Raw genomic sequence first — 20,402 nt, 5'->3', positions numbered from 1 at the left:
ATCACGGATTAGCCGCTTTCCATTCGTTATACTTTGTTTTTTTGACCTTTTCCATCACATTGTAGAGGGAAGTTGCCCAGCGATTGCGGAAACCGAAGCCGCCATTTTCGCCAGTCATCTCTTCTGTAAGCAATACTTTTTTGGAAGCGATGTCAAAGAAAGTAACATACATAGAGGCAACCTTTCCAGTGGCGCTCATTCCTTCCATAATGAACAATACTCCTATGCCTTTACGATTGCCCCAATTATATCCTTTGATGATCTTATATACATCGTCCTTTTTAAGCCTGTTGAAGTCACTGACATTGGAAGACTTAATAGCGGCAGTATTGATCGTTGCGTTCTTTTTATTCACCGCCTTGATATCAACGGTCACCGATGATCTTTGGAAAACAGCCGGCAGATCATATTTTTTCGTTTCATTAACGATCAGGTTGTTGATACCCGCAAAATCCGATGTTTTGGCAGGAGTCCCTCCTATTATCCTTGCTTCAGAAAAGTCTACCCCAAAATAAGTAAGTGGCATGTCGGGAGAAAAAATGTCTTTTGTCTTTTGAGCAATGGCAGTGGGTGCATTTACCAGGAAAAACAGCATTCCGGCAAGACATCCAGGGATAAGGGAGCGTTTCATGACAGATTTTTGTTTAAGGTAATGATAGGACGAATGTAAAACTAAAAGGTTTAATTACTTTTCTGTATTGTTACCGGGGCTGTTGTTCCCGTCTTGCTGACTGGCTTTTACATCCCTTGTATTTTTTTGTACAGCAATGGCCGCAAAGATGCTGAGGGTGAATGCCATGGCATAAAAGCCTTTTTCGCTTTTGGTAAGATCGGCATTCCAAAGGCCAATGGTGAGCAGTAAGATGGATAAGAGCGTGGTAAACCAGGCAATACCATAATACAGGTTAGTAACCGGTATGCCTTCCAACTGATCGCGTACTGCTTTTTGAACGGAGATGGCGGAGAACAGGCCAAACATTAATACAGTATGGCTATTTGTTTTCCGGGAAAATTGGCTTCTTCAGAATTCCTTTAGAAACCATTCTTTGTTTTGCCCGTATTAATTGGCATGAAGATCCTGGTCATAGACAATGATGGAGTACTGAGCAGCCATGTTGCGCAATTCCTGAAATCGGAAGGGCACTGGTGTGAAATGTACCGCTCCCCGGCTCCCGCGCAGGAGGCCCTGGCCGCTCATTATTATGATGTTATTGTGTACAATATAGCCCTCCTCGACCAGCAGGAGCTTGACCTGCTGCGGTTTCTCCGGCAATCTAAACTGGATAAGAAAACGGTGCTGACCTTTGCGCCCAACCCTGTTGTTACCCCTGCCAAGATGGAAGGGCTCGGCATGGCCACCCTGACCAAGCCCTATACCCTGCCAGGGCTTGATGAACAGCTCAACCGGATCATCCGGAATGAAAACCTGGAAGGCCATGAACATATCAGCTTCAATAAGCTGATGATTGATATACCAGGACGAATGGTAACGATGCAAGGCGAGGTAATAGGCCTTACCCGCCGGGAATATGACCTGCTGCTGCACCTGGCCCTGAATAAGAATAAAGTGATCTCCAAAAACACGCTGGCCCGGTACCTCTCCACCGGCACCCCGGAAGCGCCCGCCGACTTCAGCGCTTTGTATGTGCATGTCAAAAACCTGAAGAAGAAACTAAAGGCTGCAGGCTGCGATGACCTGATTGAAACAGTATATGGTATCGGCTACCGGCTCACCTATAATTTAAACTGAATGGTGGCATAGAAGTTCCTTTTATCAGCCGGGAGGATACCAGGTCCGGGATAGCCATCTGCCCGGCGTGTAAAGTACTTTTCATCTGTTATATTGTTGACACCCGTGTACAGGGTGAACTGTCGCCAGTTGTAACTAAGACTGAGGTCCATTACACTAAAGGCGGGAATGGCGCCATCCACTGCCGTCGGTGTTTCCTCGGTATTGGTAGCATCGGAGTATTGCTTCGCCTGGTAAGCATATTGACAGGTAACGTTGAAACGGGGATTACCAAATGACAAGCCGGCCCGCACCAATACAGGCGGCACATTCTCCACCAGTTTGTCGGCAATGGCCGTATTCTTTGTATTAATGTATTTGGCATCAATGAGTGAAAGACTGGTATACAGGCTGAGCTTGTATTTTGCCTTTTCCTGGTAAATAGCTTTCAGGATATCGCCCTCAATGAGGGCTTCGAGGCCCATGTTGCGGCTGTCGGACACATTGGTACGCAGGCGGTAGGTCATGAAGCTGGTATCTCTTGTAAAGATGGAACCGATCCTGTTGTTGTATTGAAGGTAAAAGAAGCTGAGATCTGCATACAGCCAGTTCCTGTAGTTGCCCCGTATACCCAGGTCTATATTGAAACCGGTTTCATCTTTCAGGTCAGGGTCTACTTTCGCGTTCGCATTAACTACCCGGATATCATTGAAGTTGATGGAACGATAGTTCTGTGAAATGTTGGCATACAACTCTGCCCCATTTTTAAATTTCCAGGAAGTGCCGATGCCCAGCAACACAAAGGAACGGGGATTGGATTTTGTTTCCTCAATTTTCTCATCATCAATAAAGATGTTCTGCTTGTAATAGTACCCTTCGGCTTTGGTATTAATGTGCTCAAAGCGGATGCCGGGGGTAATGCTCCAGTATTTATTGATGCGGAAGATGTTCTCTGCAAAGGCAGCGAGATTGGTGCCCGGGAAACGGTATTGCGACCTGTTGGGTTCGGGGCCTAAAAAGTAGAAGTCTGCACCGGCGCCATCATTGGCATCACCTTGCTTCCTGGTGGTAAGCCCTTTGTAATAACGGGTCCCTACAAGGAAGGTACTTGCCTGGTTGTTGAACAGGTTGTACTGGTGAATGAAGCGCAGTTCAGAACCCCAGTTGTTGTATTTGTCAGTCATCAGATCCCTGTTGCCCCCATAATCGGGTCGGTTGATGTACGACAGGATGCCTACTGCATCCCTCCCACCCTGCAAGGTATAATTGCGCCAGTTGAGCCGGGTATGTTCGCTGAAAGCATAATCAGCCGTGAGGCTGATGAGGTTCCAGTTCACCCGGAACCAGTTCCTGGCCCTCACGGATACAGAAGGATCTTCTTTATACTGTGCATCGGTAAGACCGCCGGGCTGCTGCGCCAGGTATTTCATGAAGGTGTATTCTGCGGTCACTTTCAGCCGTGGCGTGAAATCGTAGGCAAGGTGCAGGTAGGCGTTGTGCTGATCGTAGTGACTGTTGGGCCGCCAGTCGTCGCCTTTTTTGTATTGGTAAAAAGTATAGTAATTGAGTTTCTTATTGGCAATGGTGCCGCCTATGCTGTTGAAGGAATTAAAGAAACCAAAAGAGCCTGCAGACTGGCGGGTAGTAAACTCTATGGGTTTTTCGCGGGGGCCTTCCTTCATGATGAAGTTGACGAGCCCGCCAAACTGCGGACCATATTGCAGGCTGGCCGCCCCACGGATGATCTCGATCCTGTCGAGCGCTTCTGCCGATGGTGTATAATAACTTTCGGGATAACCAAGCGCATCGGCACTGATATCGTATCCGTTTTGCCGGATGTTGAAGTTGGAGGAACGGTTGGGACTAAGCCCCCTGCCACCGATGCCCAACTGCAGGCCGCCGCGGTCATACTCCCATATATTGAGCCCGGGAATACGCGCATAGATCTGGCGGGTATTGTTGGTAGCAAGATTGCCGTTGATGTAGCGCATGTTGATGAGCTCTGTTTTTTTACCGGCATAGATGGCGGTGCCGGCCACATCCCTGAGCTTACCTGAGACAGCTTCCTGTTTCTTTGATACCACCAACACGGCTTCGAGGTTTTGCGCACCGGCTGCCGTAAGGCTGATAGCGAGGGCAATGCTTTTATTGGAGATGGTTATACTATCGCTGTATTCCTTAAAGCCCAGTGCGGTTATTTTGATGCTGTAACTGCCCGGCGCCAGTTTGGCAAACCGGAAGTAGCCATGGTCATTGGTAAGTGTGGTAGCCGCAAGCGGCAATAGTTGCACAGAAGCATTGACGAGGGTTTCATCACCTGCCTGGATGGTACCGCTAAGGGTGAATTGCTGCGGTTGTTGCGCCCAGGTGGTTACAGTGATCAAACTGCAAATCATTATCAAAAGCCACTTTCTCATTTGTTCGCTGTTATTGATGGTTTATAGGGTAATATCCATGTATAATGATGCCAACCCAACTGCTGCTGTGCGAGGTTGACGGTAGAATCTATGAATAACCGTGAGCGTTCTCCGTTGAGCGATACATACACCTCCCCATATACTTCGGGGTTTTGCATCCCTCTTTTTTTGTATTCCCGGGCAAGGTGATGAGCATATTTGAGGATCATATCCGGCTGGGTGCTCATCATTTTCTCCTGTATAGGGGTCAGGAATTCCTGGTTATTGACGGTATAGCCGCTGCGCGCAGCACTGTCTTTTACGGTAAAGTAAGCAGCCCCTGATTTTTCCATGAGCATAACGCGCCAGGAAAAACGGTAGCCTTCCTCGCTCCAGAAAAGCCGGTCGGGGTAAGCAAGGAAACGCAATGGAATGATGAGCTGCAAGAGTATGTATACTGCTATGGCTATCTCCATCGGCTTATTCCATTTGAAATGATAGGCTTCCCGGGTTGCCGGCAGGCTGGACATACTGGTGTAAAAAGGCAGGCGGGACAATAGTTTTTCGTGGAAGCTGCCGGAAAAGAAGATGAGGCTGGCCGCAATCATAACATAGGGGAACATGCCAATACCGGGAAAGAAGATGGCGGTGGCGATGTGAAAGACAAGCACGAAACCGTACGCTACGGGCCTTGTTCTTTTATTGAGCAGGAAGAAGACAATGAAGAGATCATATACAGCCCCGAACCAGGAGAAGAGGTAGGCTACCCAGGTAGCATACATATACTTTCCTACAAGGGGCAGGTGGCTTTTGGAGGGCAGCCAGGTACGCATAGGTTCTGCCTGCAGTAACCAGTCGGCATCCAGCTTGGCCAGCCCGGCAAAGATATACACCACTGCCAGTTGAAAACGCAGCAGGCCAATGGTCCAGCCCGGCACCTGCGTTCTCCGTATCTGCGGACGCAGCCATGCATCAACGGAATAATGACGGTTGGCGGGCAGCCAGATCATGATGAACGCGATGAGGCTGATGAAGTAGTAATGATTGAGGTAAGTGGTAAGATCTATCAGCTCCACATAGGTGAAGCTGAGAAAAAATACAACGGCCGCTATGCGGTACCAAAGACCGATGGCCAGCAAGAGGGCCGAGAGCGCCATAACCCCAAAGAGCAGGTGCATACCGGTGTTACCCAGCGGCTGCACCCATTCAAAGCCCCAGTAGGTAAAATGAAAATCGGGCAGTACATAGACAGAGGTTACCCAGCCCCGCCACCAAAAGCGCAGGATACTAAGCAACATCAGCAGTCCGAATACCATGCGGAAGGTTACCAGCGGCGCAATAGAAACGGGCCTGCCGGCAGCCTCCATTTTAATCCCCGTCATTATCCATGTAGGTTATCTGTACCGCTGTAGCAGAGGCCACATCAGTTTTGATAAGCGTTAATAATTTCTGCACTTCTTTATACGCCGCTTCCACCAGGGTGGCATTGTTGGCAAATGCGGCCGACATGGGCGCCGGGATAGCCTTGAGGGCATTCAGCGCCACCTCAAACTGCGCCAGTACATCCGTATTGAGCTGGTTTTTCTTCAGCAGGATAAGGTAATCATCTATGCCTTTGCCCGCACCTCCGGTAAAATAGTTTTTAAGGCTGGTGAGGTTGGCTACGGCCAGCTCGCCTGTAATGCCAGCATAGTATCCTTCACATTTATCGGCAAATACGATCCCGTTGGATTGCTTGCCAAAGGGCCAGCCAATGCGCGGACCTTTCATGGCATCCATTTCAAAAGCCAGTTGATTAACGAGGCTGCCAATGGAGCTGCCGACGTCTGTTTTGAGTGAGTTGATAAAGGTATGATGGTAGGCGCCATTCCACTGCGCCAGCGTATTGGCCACCAGTGATTTTATCCTGCCAATAACATCCTGTACATATTTTTTCCGGTTGGCGGCGCCGGCATCCGAAAACTTTTGTACTGCATCTGCAGAGAACAGCAGGTAATCAAGGGCCGGGAAACCCTGTATGCTGTCGGATGCAACCGGTATGGTAAAGTTGTAGGTGCCGGATTGAATGCCTGCTTCTATTTTGGCAGGCACGGCGGGGAAGGTATTGATGTAATTATTAAGCAGGATAGCAGCGGCCGGGCCAAAGTAAGCTGCAGACACGCCCTCAAAACTGAGATAAGCATCCTTGAAAGATCCTTTCACAGTTGTTTGTGTGGCCACTGATGGCGCTGCAATAAAAGCATTGATACTGGTTTCCAGTAGTCCCAGTTTTGTTTGCAGGTTCGCGTATGCCGGTATGATAATATTATCGGCATAGTTGACCAGCATTTCCGATTTGAAAGTATCGTTGCCGGTTGTGCCGCTATCATTGTTGCCCCCCTTGCTGCAGGCGTACAAGACCACAGCGGCCAGCGCCGCGCCTACAATCCCTGATCTGTAAAGCTTCCTGTTCATGATGATTATAACGTTGTTTTGATACTCATTTTTTAAAGCCAAAGGCAGGCCCCTGATGTGGATCAGTGGGCCTGCCGTGAATATGGTTTACTGGTGTGTACCGGCTTAGGGTTGCAACTGCCCATAGGCGTTGGTGAAAATAGCCTGCGCCTGTTTGAGCTTGGTGTTGCTGGCATCCTCAGCCAATGTATAGAAATCTGTTTTGATCAGGTCTAATAAGGTTTGGTAGTTGGCTGTAGTAAGCTTGCTGTTGGCAGCCCGGTATTTCAGTGCCAATACAAAACCATAGCCTTCGGACAATCCATGGAACTTGGCCGACAGTTCAGTCTGTGTTTGAGCAGCCGTGATATAATAATATCCTGCAGCAGCCAGCATTTTTTCCAGGTATTCTTTGATGGTGGCAATGGCCTGGTTGCGCACAGCATAATCTTTTGCAGCGATGGCTGCACGGCCTTTTCTGAAGGCTTCGAATACAGTGCCACCTATTTTGAGGTAGCGGCCCCTTTCGCGGAAATAGCCACCGAGAGCAAATGGCCTGTCTACATCAGCACTGGTATAGGCTTTTGCACTATCATAATTCTTAGGTATGCCAACATATCCAAAAGCGAGGTCCCAGTTGTGCTGCATGGCTGTTCCGGAACCAGCTACTACGGTATTGTTATCGTCGGTTGGTATTTTATCCAGGATGCTGATGACATTGCTCAGGGTAAGGGCGCCCATCAAACCTTTGGCTATGGCCTGGTTGAATTCCAGCCCGGTGTAGTTGAATATCCGGCTGCCTATTTTACCAGCTACACCCTTGGATGCTGTGGTGTTGTAGTACTGGCTCACCTTTACCATGGAATCGGCCAGCGCCTTGAAGGCAACAGCATCGGCGGTTTTACCGGCCAGGTTATAAGACAGGGTATTCAGCACGTCATACGTATAAGGTATGCCGGCGGCAGTTTCTGCTGTAAAGGAGTTGTTGGTATTGTTCCACAGGTTGTTGACAGTATCCTGGCTCAACTGGCGGCCGTTGGATTTGCCCAGCAGCCCGGTATAGCCTACCCACATGCTGATCCTGGCAGCCGCTTCTTTGTATTCAGTGTTATCGAAAGTATAGGTATCCGGCACGGTATAAGGAAGTATGGTATCGTCGTCGTCTTTATTACAGGAGGTGGCAGAAACAAATAAAACAGTCGCAGATAAGAGATAGAGCAGTCTTTTTGCCATTTGTCGGTTAATTATTTTCCGCAAAATTATTTAGTGGCTTACGCGCGCTCTTACGAGATGAGTAAAAAGAGCAGCAGAGGGCTTATAGTGACATCTCAATGACAGTAAATTCAGAATTGCTTTAGAATACTTGGTGCACAGCGCTGGGGACCTGCCCTTCACAGGGCTTTACAGGCCTATACCAGGTATTCATCCGGCAATGGTGGCCAAACTCATACGAATTATTTCACAATTAACCCGCACTAATCCGCAATAATTTAGAAAAAGAAGGGAATATGACAGTGAAGTGGCGGGAAGTTTAGAATTTGACTGAACCTGATTAGGTGGATTTTGAGGATTGGAAGGATAATTACTAGTATTAAACTATTGGGATGCAAAGCTTCCATCAAAAACAAAAGGCGTCAACATTTTGACGCCTTTTTAATGTATTGAAGTGAAGTTTATTAATTCGAAGTTTTTACCTTTTGCAAATACTTTTTTGCATGCTCTACCTTTTTAGGAAATAAGGTCCTGTCTTTAAGCTTTGAAGCTACTAAAGACAGTAACCCGGCCTCCGGCACCTTTACCATTTTCTTTGATTTATTTTCTTTAGTCTTCATATCGTGAAGTTAATCATTTCTTTTTACTAATAGTACTGAATCATACTTTTTACCTACTTTGTACGCTTCTAAAACTGTATACCCCTCTCCATTCTTCAGGCCGCCAAAAAACTGATAATCAACGGCTAATTGCTCATAACTCTTGTTCACATAATAGCTATAAATGTTAATTCTCCTATTAAAGTTCTTACATTCGTCCTTACATTTCTTCACACATTTCTGCCTGCATATTTCAATAAATTCAGGCCTTCCATCGCTCCCCTGCACCATTAACACACAACCTTCATAATTTTCAAAAAACAGAGGAATAGTACTTAACACCGTATTCAGAACCTTAAAAGCGTCGCCATTATTAGTATTGACATCATCTATAATAGTATCCATAACGATATCATAATCACCAAATCCAAGGTTATAAACGCTCTTGTCAAATATCTTTTGTATGAAAGAGTATTGAATTACTTTAACCACATCCTGCTGTCCTTTACTTATAAAAAAGAATTTAAGATCCTGTTCGGATTTTTGTTCCTGTAAGTGATATCTATTTCCTAAACTGCTCATATTGTGGTAAGAAGGTTAGTATACATACGTGACAATCGCGTCAATAGATTTAAACCAGTTTTACAAGCTGTTCGGTACAGGTTGCTAATTATTGGTTGATTGCTGCCAGCCGCTAAGTAAGCATTGGAGGTGGCAGAACGGCACAGCAACTTTGCGGTATGATGACAACTATTAAACCTGTTACGATTATTGCCGTTTTGTTATTGCTGTTGAGCGCCTGCGCTACCACCCGGCGGACTGATCTGTATTTTGGCCTCAATATTCCCGGTGGCGGACAGGTGTCCAAAGAACAATGGCAATGGTTCAGCGACAGCGTGGTAGCCCTGCGGTTCCCGGAAGGTTATACTGAAAGAGATGCTACCGGCAAATGGCGCGACACCCAACTGCATACTACGATCACAGAACAGACAAAGGTGTTGACGTTCATCGGTAAGAAAAGCAGACAGCGGCAGGCCCACCTGGATACACTGATGCAGGTATATATGCAACGCTACCAGCAGCAGGCGGTGCTGAGGATGGATGTGAAGGGAAGGATGTGGTTGGAGGCGTTAAGAGGCAACGAGGCATTGAGGCATTAAGGCAACGAGGCCGCAGCGCCCTTCGCCATGCGCAGGCCCGCAGCACGAAAGAGACACTGCGGGGAAATGTAATCATATATCTGTCGGAGCAAACCGCCCTTCACCAAATATACAATGTTCAACGCCCATTGGTAACGGTGAGGTAGTACATAGCTTCAATGGCTGCTTTATCGAACAGTGCAGCCTGGTCGCCCTTCAGTGAAAGGTTCTGCCATTGCGCAGTAGGTTTTATTTTCAGCACGGTGGTTTTGTCTTTCAATACCAGCGGCAGGTTGAATCCTTCTATGCAGTTGGCGTAGCGATAAAACACTTTCTTTTTATCATCGCTGAAGTAGTATTCGAATGTAGGTAGCTGTACGGTACGCAGGTACTGATCAAAGACTTTACCGTAATCAAACTTTGCGTTGGTAGAGATGTATTTTTCTACCTGTGTGGAGTTGACCGTCTGGTGATAGAATTGTTTGTTCAGTCCCCGCAGTATATTGCGCCACAGGTTGTCATTATCCAGGCTATGCCGGATGGCATGCAGCATGTTGCCTGCTTTGGGATACATATCCCCACTGCCCTGTGCATTGACATGATAGTCGGGAATGATGGGCCGGTCATTGCGGATACCGCGCCGTATACCCTGGTTGTATTGATTGGCCGCTTCCTTTCCAAAGATGTAATCAATGAAAAGGGTTTCACTGTAGTTGGTAAATCCTTCATGCACCCACATGTCGGCCAGGTCGTTGGTGGTGATGTTGTTGCCAAACCACTCATGCCCGCTTTCATGGATGATGATGAAATCCCATTTCATACCCCAGCCCGTGCCTGAACCGTCCCGTCCGCGGTAACCAGGCTTGAACCAGTTACCATAGGATACTGCACTCTGGTGCTCCATACCTGTATTGGAGGTTTCAATGAGTTTGTACCCATCCTCATAAAACGGATAGGGTCCGAACCAATGTTCAAATGCATGCAGCATATTGTTTACTTCTTTCGGCATGTAGACCTTCGCCTTTTCCAGGTTATAATCCAATACCCAGTAGTTTACATCAAGATTCCCCTTCTCCCCTTTGTACACTTCACTCCAGTTGACATATTTGCCGATGTAGGGTATGATACAATAGTTGCTGATGGGATTTACGACCGCCCATTTCCAGGAAGTAGTGCCATCGCCATTCACTTTCTTAGACTGGAGCCTTCCATTGGCTACCGCCACGAGTGTGTCGGGTACGGTCATGGTAAGACTGGCGCCTTTATCGGGCTCATCGCTCTGGTGGTCTTTGCAGGGATACCAGATGGAAGCACCCAATCCCTGGCAGGTTACTGTCATCCACGGACGCTTGAGAGAGTCGGTGGTCCAGGTCCATCCGCCGTCCCAGGGTGGGCGCACTGCTTCATGCGCCTGGCCATGGTAATAGATGGCTACAGAATTGATGGCATTCAGGGACTGTTTTGGCGCCTGGATATACCATACAGTACCCTCTTTGGCAAAGGATAAAGACGTTTTGTGGTTGAACAGCACGCTATCAATGACCAGGGGTTCCCGCATATCGATCTGCATCCGGGCGTTGGAGCCGGTCACTTTATAAGTGATTTCATTCACCCCACTGATGGTTTTGGTATTGTAATCCGGCTTTACGGAAAGATCATACCGTTGTATATCCCACCAGGTCCTTTCGGGCGTGAGGCTGCCACGCAAGGTATCGGCCAGTGTGAATACCTTTTGCCGGCCGGCCTGGGCAGCACTATACAGGGAGAAAAAGAGGCAACTGATAGCAATGAGGAGGGTCCTGTTCATGAAACCAAATATAGAATTGGATGGCTACAATAAAGAGGAAGAATTTACCCTGTTTGATACGGAAATTAACTTGTTGGAGGAACGGCAACAAGACAATTTTTTCCTTACCTTTGCAGGGCATTTCTATCGTACCTCTCAACCTTACATTCCGTAAGATCGTCCGCCCTTTATATATAAAACAGCACGTTTAAACTTGCCCTGCCTGTGTGATCCGGGATCCGATTGACCAATATGCCTGTGCCAATAAGTTGTGTACCCTTTTTTCACCAATTGTACCGCTTATGCGTAAGCATTTTACCTGCCTGTCTTTTTTTGTATACTGCCTGTCGTGCCTGCATGCGCAGGATAGCCTGAAAGAGACTAACAGCCGCGTTAAGCCGGTTACGAATGCTTCTTTTGTAACACTGATCAGCACCATCTCCCAAAAAGCGAACGAGCAGGCCATCACAGAAAAAGCTCCCACCCTTGCGCATTATGATGAATGTTTTACAGCATTTGCCCATGAGCATGGGATTACCTGCACGCAAGCAAGGGAACTGGTGAATGCCTGGGCGCAGGCAGATTCTGTAAAGAATGAAGAGGGGGACCTGATGCTGCAGGGAGCCCGCAATTATTACCTGAAACAATTCCACACTTCTTCGCTGTATTATGAACAGGCTGCTATATTGCAGGAAGAGTCATTACCTGTGAACCTGACCGGCGCAGGCGGGCAAGACCCGGCCATAACAGCAGCAACGGATGCAACCTGCACCGCTTATTTACTGGCAGGTAACAGCGCCAGCGAGGGCGGTAATTTCAAAAGAGCTATCCGCCTGTACCGCAAGGCCGACAGCCTGCTGTTGCAGGATACGCCGGCACAAAAGAAAAGCCATGTGCAGGACCTGCTGGCCATCGTATTGTACGAAGAAGGTAACCGCCTCGGAGGTGATGAAGGCTTTGCTTTATTGACACAGGCTGCTGCGCTTGAGCAGGCAGCGCTTGCCCGGTATAGTCCAACCACCTTCCCACAGGAATGGGCCCGGTCGCAAAGCAACCTGGGCACGATATTGCAAACACAGGGGGAACTGGTAGCAGGAAGTACCGGCGATAGTTTATTCCTGCAGTCCCTCTCGGCTTACAATGCTGCACTGACCGTTTATACCAAAAAGGATCAGCCGCAAGACTGGGCAAGGATGCAGAATAATATGGGCGTTGTATTGAGTAACCTGGGCGCTATTGAAGAAGCGATTGCCGCTTTCCGGGCAGCACTGGAAATATATACCCGTCAGGATCATCCGCAAGACTGGGCACTGGCACAATATAACCTGGGCAATATGCTTCAGTTCTGGGGCAGTGATACAAAAGATGCTGCAGCCATTATCCTGTTTAAGGAGTCGGCCGCAGCCTATCGGCTGGCGCTGGAAGTGTATACTGAAAAAGAATCGCCGGAGGAATGGGCCTGGGCCCAGCATCACCTCGGTGTGTCATTGTTTGAGCAAGGCCGGGTTACCGAAGGCAGGACTTTACTCTCCGAAGCAGTGGCGGCCTTCCGCGCAGCGCTGATCGTACACACCAAAGAATGTTTTCCGGAAGCCTATGCCAGCACGCAATACAACCTGGGCACTGCCCTTTGGGAAGAAAGCAGCCGCGCCGCCACGAACAGTATCATCCTGCTGGAAGAAGCAGTGATGGCCTATACCGCTGCACTTGACTTCTATACCCAAAAAGATAATCCGGAACAATGGTTCAATACTCAAAATAGCCTCGGACTATTGCAGGAGCAAAAACAACAATGGACGGCTGCCATCCGGCATTTTGAGAACCTCCGTGACATGGAACCTATGTATGCCGCACAAAAGGTAAATGAATTACGTAGAAAGGCGGGACAGTAAGGATTTAATAAGGCACGACCTGTCCCGTTTTACGGGAAGCGCGCCTTCAAGCATAGCTTCATGCTTGCACCATTGATTTTTTTCTTACTTTGAGCACGCTCAATCCCCCATTAACATGAGAGAATCAATACTGACCGGCCTGTTCCTTATTGCAAGTGTTTCCCTGTTTGCACAACAAAATCCCACCTGGGAGCCTGTTTTCAGAAAGATCAATGATGAGGTACAACAACATTCCAAAGCTTACAGTACGCTAAAGGATGCGACAGAAACGATCGGGCACCGGCTTACCGGGTCCGAAAATGGCAGCAAGGCAGAGGCTTATGCTTATAACCTGCTCAAGTCCTACGGGTTTACCGATGTAAAATATCAACCTTTTGAAGTAGAGAGCTGGAGTCGCGGTACGCTGGCAGTGAGCGTAGGCGCCAATACTGGTTCCCTGCAACCAGTAAAGTCGGTATCACTGGCGCATTCACCGGTGAAGGTGGACCTTACTGCTGAAGTAGTAGATATGGGCAATGGCCTGGACAGTGATTATATAGCCCGTCCTGGTGTGGTGAAAGATAAGATCGCGCTGGTATATCTCGGCCTGCTTCCGGGCACAACAGGCCGGTCTTTGCACCGCTCAGAAAAAACAGCCATCGCCATTAAATATGGCGCCAAAGGCATTATTGTGATTAATACGGTAGATGGCGGCACACTGCTGACCGGCACAGCTTCTGTAACCGGGAAACTGATCCCCATACCAGCCGTTTGTATTGGCAAGGAAGACGGCATGCAATGGAAAGAGCAGTTGAAAACCGGCCTCTTGTACAGCCGGATAAATATGACCAATTTCTCCGGCCTTATAAAAGCGCGGAATGTGATCGCTACGATCAAAGGCAGCAGCCTGTCCCGGGAGAAGATCGTGGTGGGCGGCCACCTCGACAGTTGGGACCTTGCCACCGGCGCTATCGATAATGGCATCGGGTCTTTTTCTGTACTGGATATGGCGAGAACGTTTCAACAACTACACCTGAAGCCCAAACGCACGATTGAGTTTGTGATGTTTATGGGTGAAGAGCAGGGCCTGCTGGGTTCGAAAGCGTATGTAGCCGCAGCTATTAAAAACAAGCAAATTGACCACCTGCGGTATATGCTCAATTTCGATATGACGGGTGATGTGCGCAGTTATTCTTCGAGCATGCCGGAAGCGAAGGAACTTTTCCAGGCGATTGGCGCCATTGCTAATAAGATTGACACGACTTTCACAAATGGTTTTTCGGACAGGACAGGCCTGCACAGCGATCACCAGCCCTTTATGCTGCAAGGCATTCCCACAGGCGGTGGCGGTGGCGGCCGTGGCGTAAATGGTCCGGCAGGTTGTTATCATGCAGACTGTGATGTATTCAGCCTGGTAAATAGTGAGCAAGGCCTGAAAAACACCGTCCGGTTTGTATCTATGCTGTTATACGGGCTGGGCACAGCCGATACGATTCCTGTGAAGAAACTAAATGATGAGGAAACCAAACAGTTCCTGTTGCAGCATAACCTGAAAGAGCCGCTGGTGCTGGAAGGAGCATGGCGATGGAAGGATTAGAAGGTTTGTCGCAATTACACCCGGATTTTGTCAGAATAGCACAGCCTGCCGTTTATTTATTCGCCATAGCTTTGATGCATTGTTCCAGGAGGCTTGCCAGTCTTCTATTGCCATTATCAACGCTATTAGAAACTCTTTAAACGGTATTATTATGGTTCTCAATCCTTATTTGAATTTTGATGGGAATGCCGAAGAAGCATTCCGTTTTTACCATGCTGTTTTCGGCGGTGAATTGTCTATCCGGAGAATGACTGAAGCGCCGGGTACGGAAAACTTACCGGACAATGAAAAGAACAGGGTGTTGCACGCATCCCTGCCTATTGGCAAAGGCCAGTTCCTGATGGCTTCCGATTGTCTTCCTTCTGCCGGTCATGTACTGAAGATGGGTAACAACAACTATATTTCTGTTGCACCTGATAGCCGGCAGGAAGCAGACCGCCTCTTCAACGGTCTCTCTGCAGGCGGAAAAATAGAAATGCCGCTGGAAGACATGTTCTGGGGCGATTATTTTGGTTCTTTCGTAGACAAGTTTGGTGTACACTGGATGATCAATTACAGCAACCAACCCTCCTGATCTTTTGAATGATATTACCCGATAGACACACAGCCCTTTGACAATTATCAAAGGGCTGTGTGTCTATTGCCAAGACTGTGTTATCGCGTTTGTATAACAACCTCCCCTCCTTTTTTGAACAGCTCATGCGGTACGAAGTAGCCGGTATTCTTTTTTCCATTGACAAGGATGGCGCGCATGTGCCTGCTGTTGCCCGACTTTTTTATGGTCAATAGTTTACCGTTGGTTTGCCGCCAGCTTACCTGGTCAAACAGCGGTACGGTGACAATGTATTCGGGATCGGTGGCGGAAAAAGGATATAAACCCAATGCACTGAACAGGTACCAGGCCGACATTTCGCCCGCATCATCCATGCCACTCAGGATCAGTCCGTCTTCGCCAATACCGTACAAATTGTTTAAGATGTGATCCAGTATTTTTTGAGACTTTTCCGGCTTGCCAATGAAGTGGTAGGCAAAAGGCGCTTCATGATCGGGTTGATTGCCCTGGCAATATTGTCCTACCATGGTCTCCACATTCCTGGCAATGTAGTTAGGATTCCAGGGTACCGTAAATAATGAATCGAGTTTGGCTTCAAAGTTCTTTGCGCCACCATATAGTTCAATCAGTCCTTTCATGTCGTGCGGGGCATAGAAAGATACCTGCCAGGCATTGGCCTCCCGGTACATGTATTCATAGTAGGGATATTGCGGATTGAAGTGCCGAACCCATTCACCGTTCTCTAACCGGCCACGCATGAAGCGGGTGGAAGGATCAAATACGTTTTTGTAGTTCTTTGAGCGGACCATGAATAGCCTGTAGTTGGCCGTATCGCCCAATTGCTTTGCCAACTGCGCTACTGAGTAGTCATCATAGGCATATTCGAGTGTTTTGGAAACACCGGCTTTGGCCTTGGTCTCCACATGGGGCGCTGCAATATCCGGCTCGGAGATGTAACCCTTTTGTATGTATTCAGTAATATGCGGCCGCGTGCCGCCTTCTACGGTTGCATTTCTTAACAGCAATTGATAAGTGCCTTTTACATCAAAGTTGGTAATGCCGCGCAGGTAGGCGCCTGTGATGGAAGAAGCTGCATGATCTCCATGGAAAAAGGTGGGAATAAATCCCATTTTATCGCCTATGTCCTTGAGCGACTTGATCACATCCAGCGTTACCTGCGGCGATACGATGCCCAGCAGCACATCTTTGTTGCGGTAGGTATCCCAAAGGGAAGGAATGGTATAGTAGTTAAAATCGGCCTTTACCACCTGCCGTTTTGCATCCGTATATTCACCATTCACATCACTGAGCAGGGCTGGCCACAACAGTGACCGGTAAAAGCAGGAATAGAACATCCGCTTTTGTTTTTCAGTGCCGCCTTTCACCTGGATCTTTGACAACACCGCTTCCCAGGTTTGATTGCCCGCTTTGCGGATGTCATCAAATGACCGGTTGCCTATTTCCTGTCCAAGGTTCTGTTGGGCATTTTGTGTGCTGACAAATGATAAGGCTATTTTGAGCTCTACCGGTGTGTTGTTGCCATTGCTGATGTGTACCAGCGCCCATCCATCGGCGGCGCCTTCCTTCTTTTTTTCCAGCTTGTCAATGCCCTTGTTAACGACAGCATAGAAGTATATTTTCTCCCTGCCCAACTGTTGATAGCCCTGCAAGGCAGTACTGCCTACCTGCTCAATGGTCCAGTCGGAGACCCTGTTATTGGCTTTGGCCAGATCGAAGAGTATTTTCCGGTTGTTGTTGTCTTTGTACTCGTATTTATGGAACCCGCACCGCAGGGTGGAAGTAAGGCTCACGTTTACGTTATAATCATCGAGGTATACCTGGTAGAAAGCCGGCGAAGCTGTCTCTTTTTTGTGGGAGAAGTGGGACACGAATTTACTGCCGGTATCCGTTGCACCGGAAACGGGCAACAATGGTATATTGCAAAGGTTCCAATGTCCTTTATTGGTATGGGTGAATCCATAGATGACATCGTCTTCATATTCATATCCTGCGCCGGAGCCATATTCTGTCATAGGGCTTAACTGCACCATGGCATTGGGTAAAGAGGAACCGGGAAATACGAGCCCGGCCCATGACCGCCATCCTTGGGGCAGGTTATATCCAAGAATAGCCGAATCGGTGAGTGGTGCTGTACCGATGAAAGGATTTACATAGGAGGTATAGCTTTTGATGTCCTGTGCGCCGGCGATGCAACCTGCCAGCAGCAGGAGGCCGGCCAGGCCTGTTCGCGGGTTGAATAGTCTGTTCACTTTATAATGCTGTTTTAATAGGTTGTAGATAACCGGGTGAAGATACTAATGCAATGTTATTTTCTGCTACCAGGTTTGGGGAATACATTGTGGGTATTGGCCCATTGCCGCCAAAGGCTGTCTATGTGTTTTACTTTATCGGGGTATTGTACGGCGAGGTCAACGGTCTCCGTATGATCAGCGGCCAGGTTGAACAAACGCCAGGTGCTGTCCCTGCCACTGCCCGATACCAGTTTCCAGTCGCCTTCGCGTGCATAACGGGCGCCGAAATGCTCATTGAAGAGTGTCTGGTGTCCTTTGTTTTGTTGCCCGCTGAAAGAAGGCACGAGGCTGAGACCAGTAGTGGCCGGAATGGTATGACCTTTATAGGTAGCGGGATAAGTAGCGCCCGACAATTCCACTACGGTGCTCATGAAGTCCATGACGTGGCCTACATGACTATTGAAGCTGCCTTTGGGGGCGGTAATGCCTTTGGGCCAGTAAGCGATCATGGGCGTGTGTACGCCACCTTCCCAGGACTCCGCTTTCCAGTATTGATAAGGCGTGTTGGACACATTGGCCCAACGCTGCCCAATAGACGCGTAAGTAGTTTGTGGTCCGGGTGGCGCTTCTTTTTTGGTGGCGAAGATGATCTTGCGGCCATCGCGTGTTTCACCGGAACGGTCGAAACCGGGCCCATAATTGGCGGCATTTTCGGAGCTGGCGCCGTTGTCAGACAGGAATACGATGAGCGTATTATCGAGTTGTCCTGTTGCCCGCAGGGTGTTGATGATGCGGCCAATGCCCTGGTCCATGCGATCGATCATGGCGGCATGCACGGCCATGGCCAGCGCATCCCAGGCAGTATCGGGATTGTTTGCCCAGGTAAGCTTGTCGTTCCATCTTTGGGGTAGTTTGGTTTGCCGGGGATCAATAAGCCCCATCTTCACCATCTTTTCATAACGTGCTTTGCGGATGGCTTCCCAACCCACTTTATAGGTGTCTTTGTATTTGGCAATGTCCTTCGGTTCTGCCTGCAGCGGCCAGTGTGGTGCATTTTCCGCTACGTATAAAAAGAAAGGTTGTTTTGTTTTTGCAAATTCCCTGATGTAGGCCACCGCTGTATCGTTGATGGCATCCGTGTGGTAATAATCTTTGGGCACACTGGTAATGGGTTGGGTGCCACTGACGAGGCTGAAGGGATCATAGAAGTCTATGACTCCCCAGAGAGTACCAAAGAATTTATCGAAGCCGCGACTGGTAGGATATTGTTCCAGCGGCGAAAAAGTTTCATGGGTGGTGCGATGGTTCAGCCAGTCGAGCTGTTCCTGCGGGGTCTTCTGTACATTGGTATTGGACACATGCCATTTGCCCGTCATGGCGGTATGGTAACCGGCTGTTTTTAATACTTCCGCCAGGGTAACGGTATTTTGGGTGATGTGCCCGTAGTAGCCCGGCTCATTTTCTGCTTCGGTCATTTTACCAATACCAGCCTGGTGGTTGTAGAGCCCGGTGAGCAGGGAAGCGCGGGAGGGACAGCAACGTGAGGTGTTGTAAAATTGGGTATAGCGGAGGCCGTTCTGCGCCAGGTAGTCGAGGTTAGGCGTTTTGATCTCCCCGCCATAACAACCCAGGTCGGAAAAGCCGAGGTCATCGGCGAGGATGACGATGATGTTGGGGCGCTTCGGTTGGGGCAGCGTAGTTTCCGGTTTGTTCTTCCATCCCAACAATATGGCTATGGCGGTTCCTGCCAATAGCACACTCATGTATATTTTGTTGCTCTTCATAGCGTAGCTGACATATTACCGGTTCAAGGTAACTGAATAGGCAGCTTCGCGCTTGTTCAAAACTTGTTCAATTTGTCTCATTTTTTGCGTATATCCATCGCCGGGTCCGAAGGACTCCTTGGGATAAGGCGGGAAGACGGGAAGGAAAGGATAAGGGTTAATGCCCCTTATCCTTTTGAGTATTGTTATTATTTGGAGCTGAGGTCGGCACGGTACAACAGCATTTCACTCCAACGGCGTTCTACATTGTCAGCGGCAGCTTTCATAAAGCCTTCCCAGGCTCCGGCGCCATTCTCCGCATTGTATCTTTCGGGCAGCGGTTTCCGGAAATTGGGCTCCAGTTCTTTTAAGCCGGCTTTGAGCCTGGTAACAACTGAAATTTGCGGTTCGCCGGAAAAACTGGCTTCATATACGGCCACACTTTCATTACCGGCCTTCCAGGCTTTTTTCATTTTTGCTGTCATGTCTTTAAGCCCTCCCATCATACCGGGTTTAGGATAGATGTGATTGATGATGATCTTATCGGCATAGTCCGATAGCTGAACAGTACTGTACTCTTCAAGGAAGGTAGCAAACGCCTGGGTGCCCACGCCTGTTGTCAAGGGGGCCACAGTAGTATTCCAGTCGGCCATATGTGCCGCCCCGAGATCGCCGCGGCTATCAAAATCCGTCCAGCTAAGCGGTCCTTCAATTACCTGGAAGCCTCCGGCATCGGGCCCTGTCTGAATTTCAAATATCCGCCACTTCCAATTGCCCGTATGGTATTTCTGGCCATGGGCCATCAATGCTTTTTCCAATTGGGCGCCTTTGTCGGGTTTGGCGAATACCCTGAAGAAATTGACCACGTTTTTTGTCTGGCTAATTCCTAATACAGGAATGAGCAAGCAGATGAGAAGCATCTTTCTCATGTCAGATGATTTAATTGATGAATAAATAGCGGGTAGAGATTGAATAGGTGCAACGGAGTGATAAGGGATGAGGCACAGATAAGAGAAAGCAATAACGGGGGATAAGTGTTTAGATCGCCACCAAAAGCATTAGGAAAGTAGAT

The 20,402-nt window shown here is 48.5% G+C and carries 16 protein-coding genes; 5 read left to right on the top strand and 11 right to left on the bottom strand.

Going from position 1 to position 20,402, the window contains the following annotated elements; translation table 11 throughout:
* Window position 1 precedes the first annotated feature (1 nt).
* A complete protein-coding gene (locus HB364_RS15635) occupies window positions 2–631 on the bottom strand; it encodes a hypothetical protein (protein WP_167289158.1) in 630 nt (209 codons plus the stop codon).
* Between the two features lie 54 nt (window positions 632–685).
* Window positions 686–979, bottom strand: coding sequence for a YiaA/YiaB family inner membrane protein (locus HB364_RS15630; protein WP_246228499.1), 294 nt, complete (start codon window positions 977–979; stop codon window positions 686–688).
* A 72-nt stretch (window positions 980–1,051) separates the two neighbouring features.
* Between HB364_RS15630 and HB364_RS15625 the strand changes: the two genes are divergently transcribed.
* Window positions 1,052–1,750: a response regulator transcription factor gene (locus tag HB364_RS15625; protein WP_167289157.1), complete on the top strand. Its 699-nt coding sequence runs from the start codon at window positions 1,052–1,054 to the stop codon at window positions 1,748–1,750.
* Here the strand turns inward: HB364_RS15625 and HB364_RS15620 are convergent.
* The 5 genes from HB364_RS15620 to HB364_RS15600 all read right to left on the bottom strand — a co-directional run bounded on the left by HB364_RS15620 (window position 1,735) and on the right by HB364_RS15600 (window position 8,951).
* On the bottom strand, window positions 1,735–4,146 hold the full coding sequence (locus HB364_RS15620; RefSeq protein WP_167289156.1) for a TonB-dependent receptor: 2,412 nt from the start codon (window positions 4,144–4,146) through the stop codon (window positions 1,735–1,737). The two genes, HB364_RS15625 and HB364_RS15620, sit on opposite strands and share 16 nt — an antisense overlap.
* Window positions 4,143–5,507, bottom strand: a complete 1,365-nt coding sequence (locus tag HB364_RS15615; protein ID WP_167289155.1) for an HTTM domain-containing protein — start codon at window positions 5,505–5,507, stop codon at window positions 4,143–4,145. Before HB364_RS15615 ends, HB364_RS15620 begins: the two co-directional genes overlap by 4 nt.
* On the bottom strand, window positions 5,494–6,579 hold the full coding sequence (locus HB364_RS15610) for an imelysin family protein (RefSeq protein ID WP_167289154.1): 1,086 nt from the start codon (window positions 6,577–6,579) through the stop codon (window positions 5,494–5,496). Before HB364_RS15610 ends, HB364_RS15615 begins: the two co-directional genes overlap by 14 nt.
* Window positions 6,580–6,684: 105 nt before the next feature.
* Complete coding sequence (locus tag HB364_RS15605; protein WP_167289153.1) at window positions 6,685–7,791, bottom strand: DUF4856 domain-containing protein; 1,107 nt, start codon at window positions 7,789–7,791, stop codon at window positions 6,685–6,687.
* 608 nt (window positions 7,792–8,399) lie between these two features.
* Window positions 8,400–8,951 carry a DUF6934 family protein gene (locus HB364_RS15600; protein WP_167289152.1) on the bottom strand — a complete coding sequence of 184 codons (552 nt, stop codon included), beginning with the start codon at window positions 8,949–8,951 and terminating at the stop codon, window positions 8,400–8,402.
* A 158-nt stretch (window positions 8,952–9,109) separates the two neighbouring features.
* Between HB364_RS15600 and HB364_RS15595 the strand changes: the two genes are divergently transcribed.
* A complete protein-coding gene (locus HB364_RS15595; protein WP_246228498.1) occupies window positions 9,110–9,529 on the top strand; it encodes a DUF3574 domain-containing protein in 420 nt (139 codons plus the stop codon).
* A gap of 118 nt (window positions 9,530–9,647) precedes the next feature.
* On the opposite strand, the gene HB364_RS15590 is transcribed toward HB364_RS15595, so the two are convergent.
* Complete coding sequence (locus tag HB364_RS15590; protein ID WP_167289151.1) at window positions 9,648–11,315, bottom strand: M1 family metallopeptidase; 1,668 nt, start codon at window positions 11,313–11,315, stop codon at window positions 9,648–9,650.
* Window positions 11,316–11,596: 281 nt separating this feature from the next.
* Between HB364_RS15590 and HB364_RS15585 the strand changes: the two genes are divergently transcribed.
* From HB364_RS15585 to HB364_RS15575, 3 genes are all read left to right on the top strand, one after another.
* Window positions 11,597–13,186 (top strand): tetratricopeptide repeat protein, encoded by a 1,590-nt coding sequence (locus HB364_RS15585; RefSeq protein ID WP_167289150.1) that lies wholly within the window; start codon window positions 11,597–11,599, stop codon window positions 13,184–13,186.
* 115 nt (window positions 13,187–13,301) lie between these two features.
* Entirely contained in the window at window positions 13,302–14,762 is a 1,461-nt protein-coding gene (locus tag HB364_RS15580; RefSeq protein WP_167289149.1) for a M20/M25/M40 family metallo-hydrolase, read from the top strand.
* A gap of 151 nt (window positions 14,763–14,913) precedes the next feature.
* Complete coding sequence (locus HB364_RS15575) at window positions 14,914–15,336, top strand: VOC family protein (protein ID WP_167289148.1); 423 nt, start codon at window positions 14,914–14,916, stop codon at window positions 15,334–15,336.
* 80 nt (window positions 15,337–15,416) lie between these two features.
* Here the strand turns inward: HB364_RS15575 and HB364_RS15570 are convergent, their stop codons facing one another.
* The 3 genes from HB364_RS15570 to HB364_RS15560 all read right to left on the bottom strand — a co-directional run bounded on the left by HB364_RS15570 (window position 15,417) and on the right by HB364_RS15560 (window position 20,259).
* A complete protein-coding gene (locus tag HB364_RS15570; protein WP_317170706.1) occupies window positions 15,417–17,585 on the bottom strand; it encodes a GH92 family glycosyl hydrolase in 2,169 nt (722 codons plus the stop codon).
* Between the two features lie 56 nt (window positions 17,586–17,641).
* On the bottom strand, window positions 17,642–19,330 hold the full coding sequence (locus HB364_RS15565) for an arylsulfatase (protein ID WP_246228497.1): 1,689 nt from the start codon (window positions 19,328–19,330) through the stop codon (window positions 17,642–17,644).
* Window positions 19,331–19,539: 209 nt separating this feature from the next.
* Window positions 19,540–20,259 (bottom strand): hypothetical protein, encoded by a 720-nt coding sequence (locus HB364_RS15560; RefSeq protein ID WP_167289146.1) that lies wholly within the window; start codon window positions 20,257–20,259, stop codon window positions 19,540–19,542.
* Window positions 20,260–20,402: the final 143 nt, after the last annotated feature.

This window comes from Paraflavitalea devenefica, from assembly GCF_011759375.1.
Lineage (GTDB): Bacteria > Bacteroidota > Bacteroidia > Chitinophagales > Chitinophagaceae > Paraflavitalea > Paraflavitalea devenefica.
The sequence above is the reverse complement of the archived record's forward strand: the minus strand, read 5'-3'. Positions and strand labels throughout refer to the sequence as shown.

Excerpts from the sequence above, each read along its gene's own strand:
- HB364_RS15580 (WP_167289149.1), top strand. The coding sequence starts at position 13,302 with ATGAGAGAATCAATACTGACCGGCCTGTTCCTTATTGCAAGTGTTTCC.
- HB364_RS15630 (WP_246228499.1), bottom strand. The coding sequence starts at position 979 with ATGTTTGGCCTGTTCTCCGCCATCTCCGTTCAAAAAGCAGTACGCGAT.
- HB364_RS15605 (WP_167289153.1), bottom strand. The coding sequence starts at position 7,791 with ATGGCAAAAAGACTGCTCTATCTCTTATCTGCGACTGTTTTATTTGTT.
- HB364_RS15585 (WP_167289150.1), top strand. The coding sequence starts at position 11,597 with ATGCGTAAGCATTTTACCTGCCTGTCTTTTTTTGTATACTGCCTGTCG.
- HB364_RS15560 (WP_167289146.1), bottom strand. The coding sequence starts at position 20,259 with ATGAGAAAGATGCTTCTCATCTGCTTGCTCATTCCTGTATTAGGAATT.
- HB364_RS15565 (WP_246228497.1), bottom strand. The coding sequence starts at position 19,330 with ATGAGTGTGCTATTGGCAGGAACCGCCATAGCCATATTGTTGGGATGG.
- HB364_RS15590 (WP_167289151.1), bottom strand. The coding sequence starts at position 11,315 with ATGAACAGGACCCTCCTCATTGCTATCAGTTGCCTCTTTTTCTCCCTG.
- HB364_RS15595 (WP_246228498.1), top strand. The coding sequence starts at position 9,110 with ATGATGACAACTATTAAACCTGTTACGATTATTGCCGTTTTGTTATTG.
- HB364_RS15615 (WP_167289155.1), bottom strand. The coding sequence starts at position 5,507 with ATGACGGGGATTAAAATGGAGGCTGCCGGCAGGCCCGTTTCTATTGCG.
- HB364_RS15600 (WP_167289152.1), bottom strand. The coding sequence starts at position 8,951 with ATGAGCAGTTTAGGAAATAGATATCACTTACAGGAACAAAAATCCGAA.
- HB364_RS15575 (WP_167289148.1), top strand. The coding sequence starts at position 14,914 with ATGGTTCTCAATCCTTATTTGAATTTTGATGGGAATGCCGAAGAAGCA.
- HB364_RS15635 (WP_167289158.1), bottom strand. The coding sequence starts at position 631 with ATGAAACGCTCCCTTATCCCTGGATGTCTTGCCGGAATGCTGTTTTTC.
- HB364_RS15620 (WP_167289156.1), bottom strand. The coding sequence starts at position 4,146 with ATGAGAAAGTGGCTTTTGATAATGATTTGCAGTTTGATCACTGTAACC.
- HB364_RS15610 (WP_167289154.1), bottom strand. The coding sequence starts at position 6,579 with ATGAACAGGAAGCTTTACAGATCAGGGATTGTAGGCGCGGCGCTGGCC.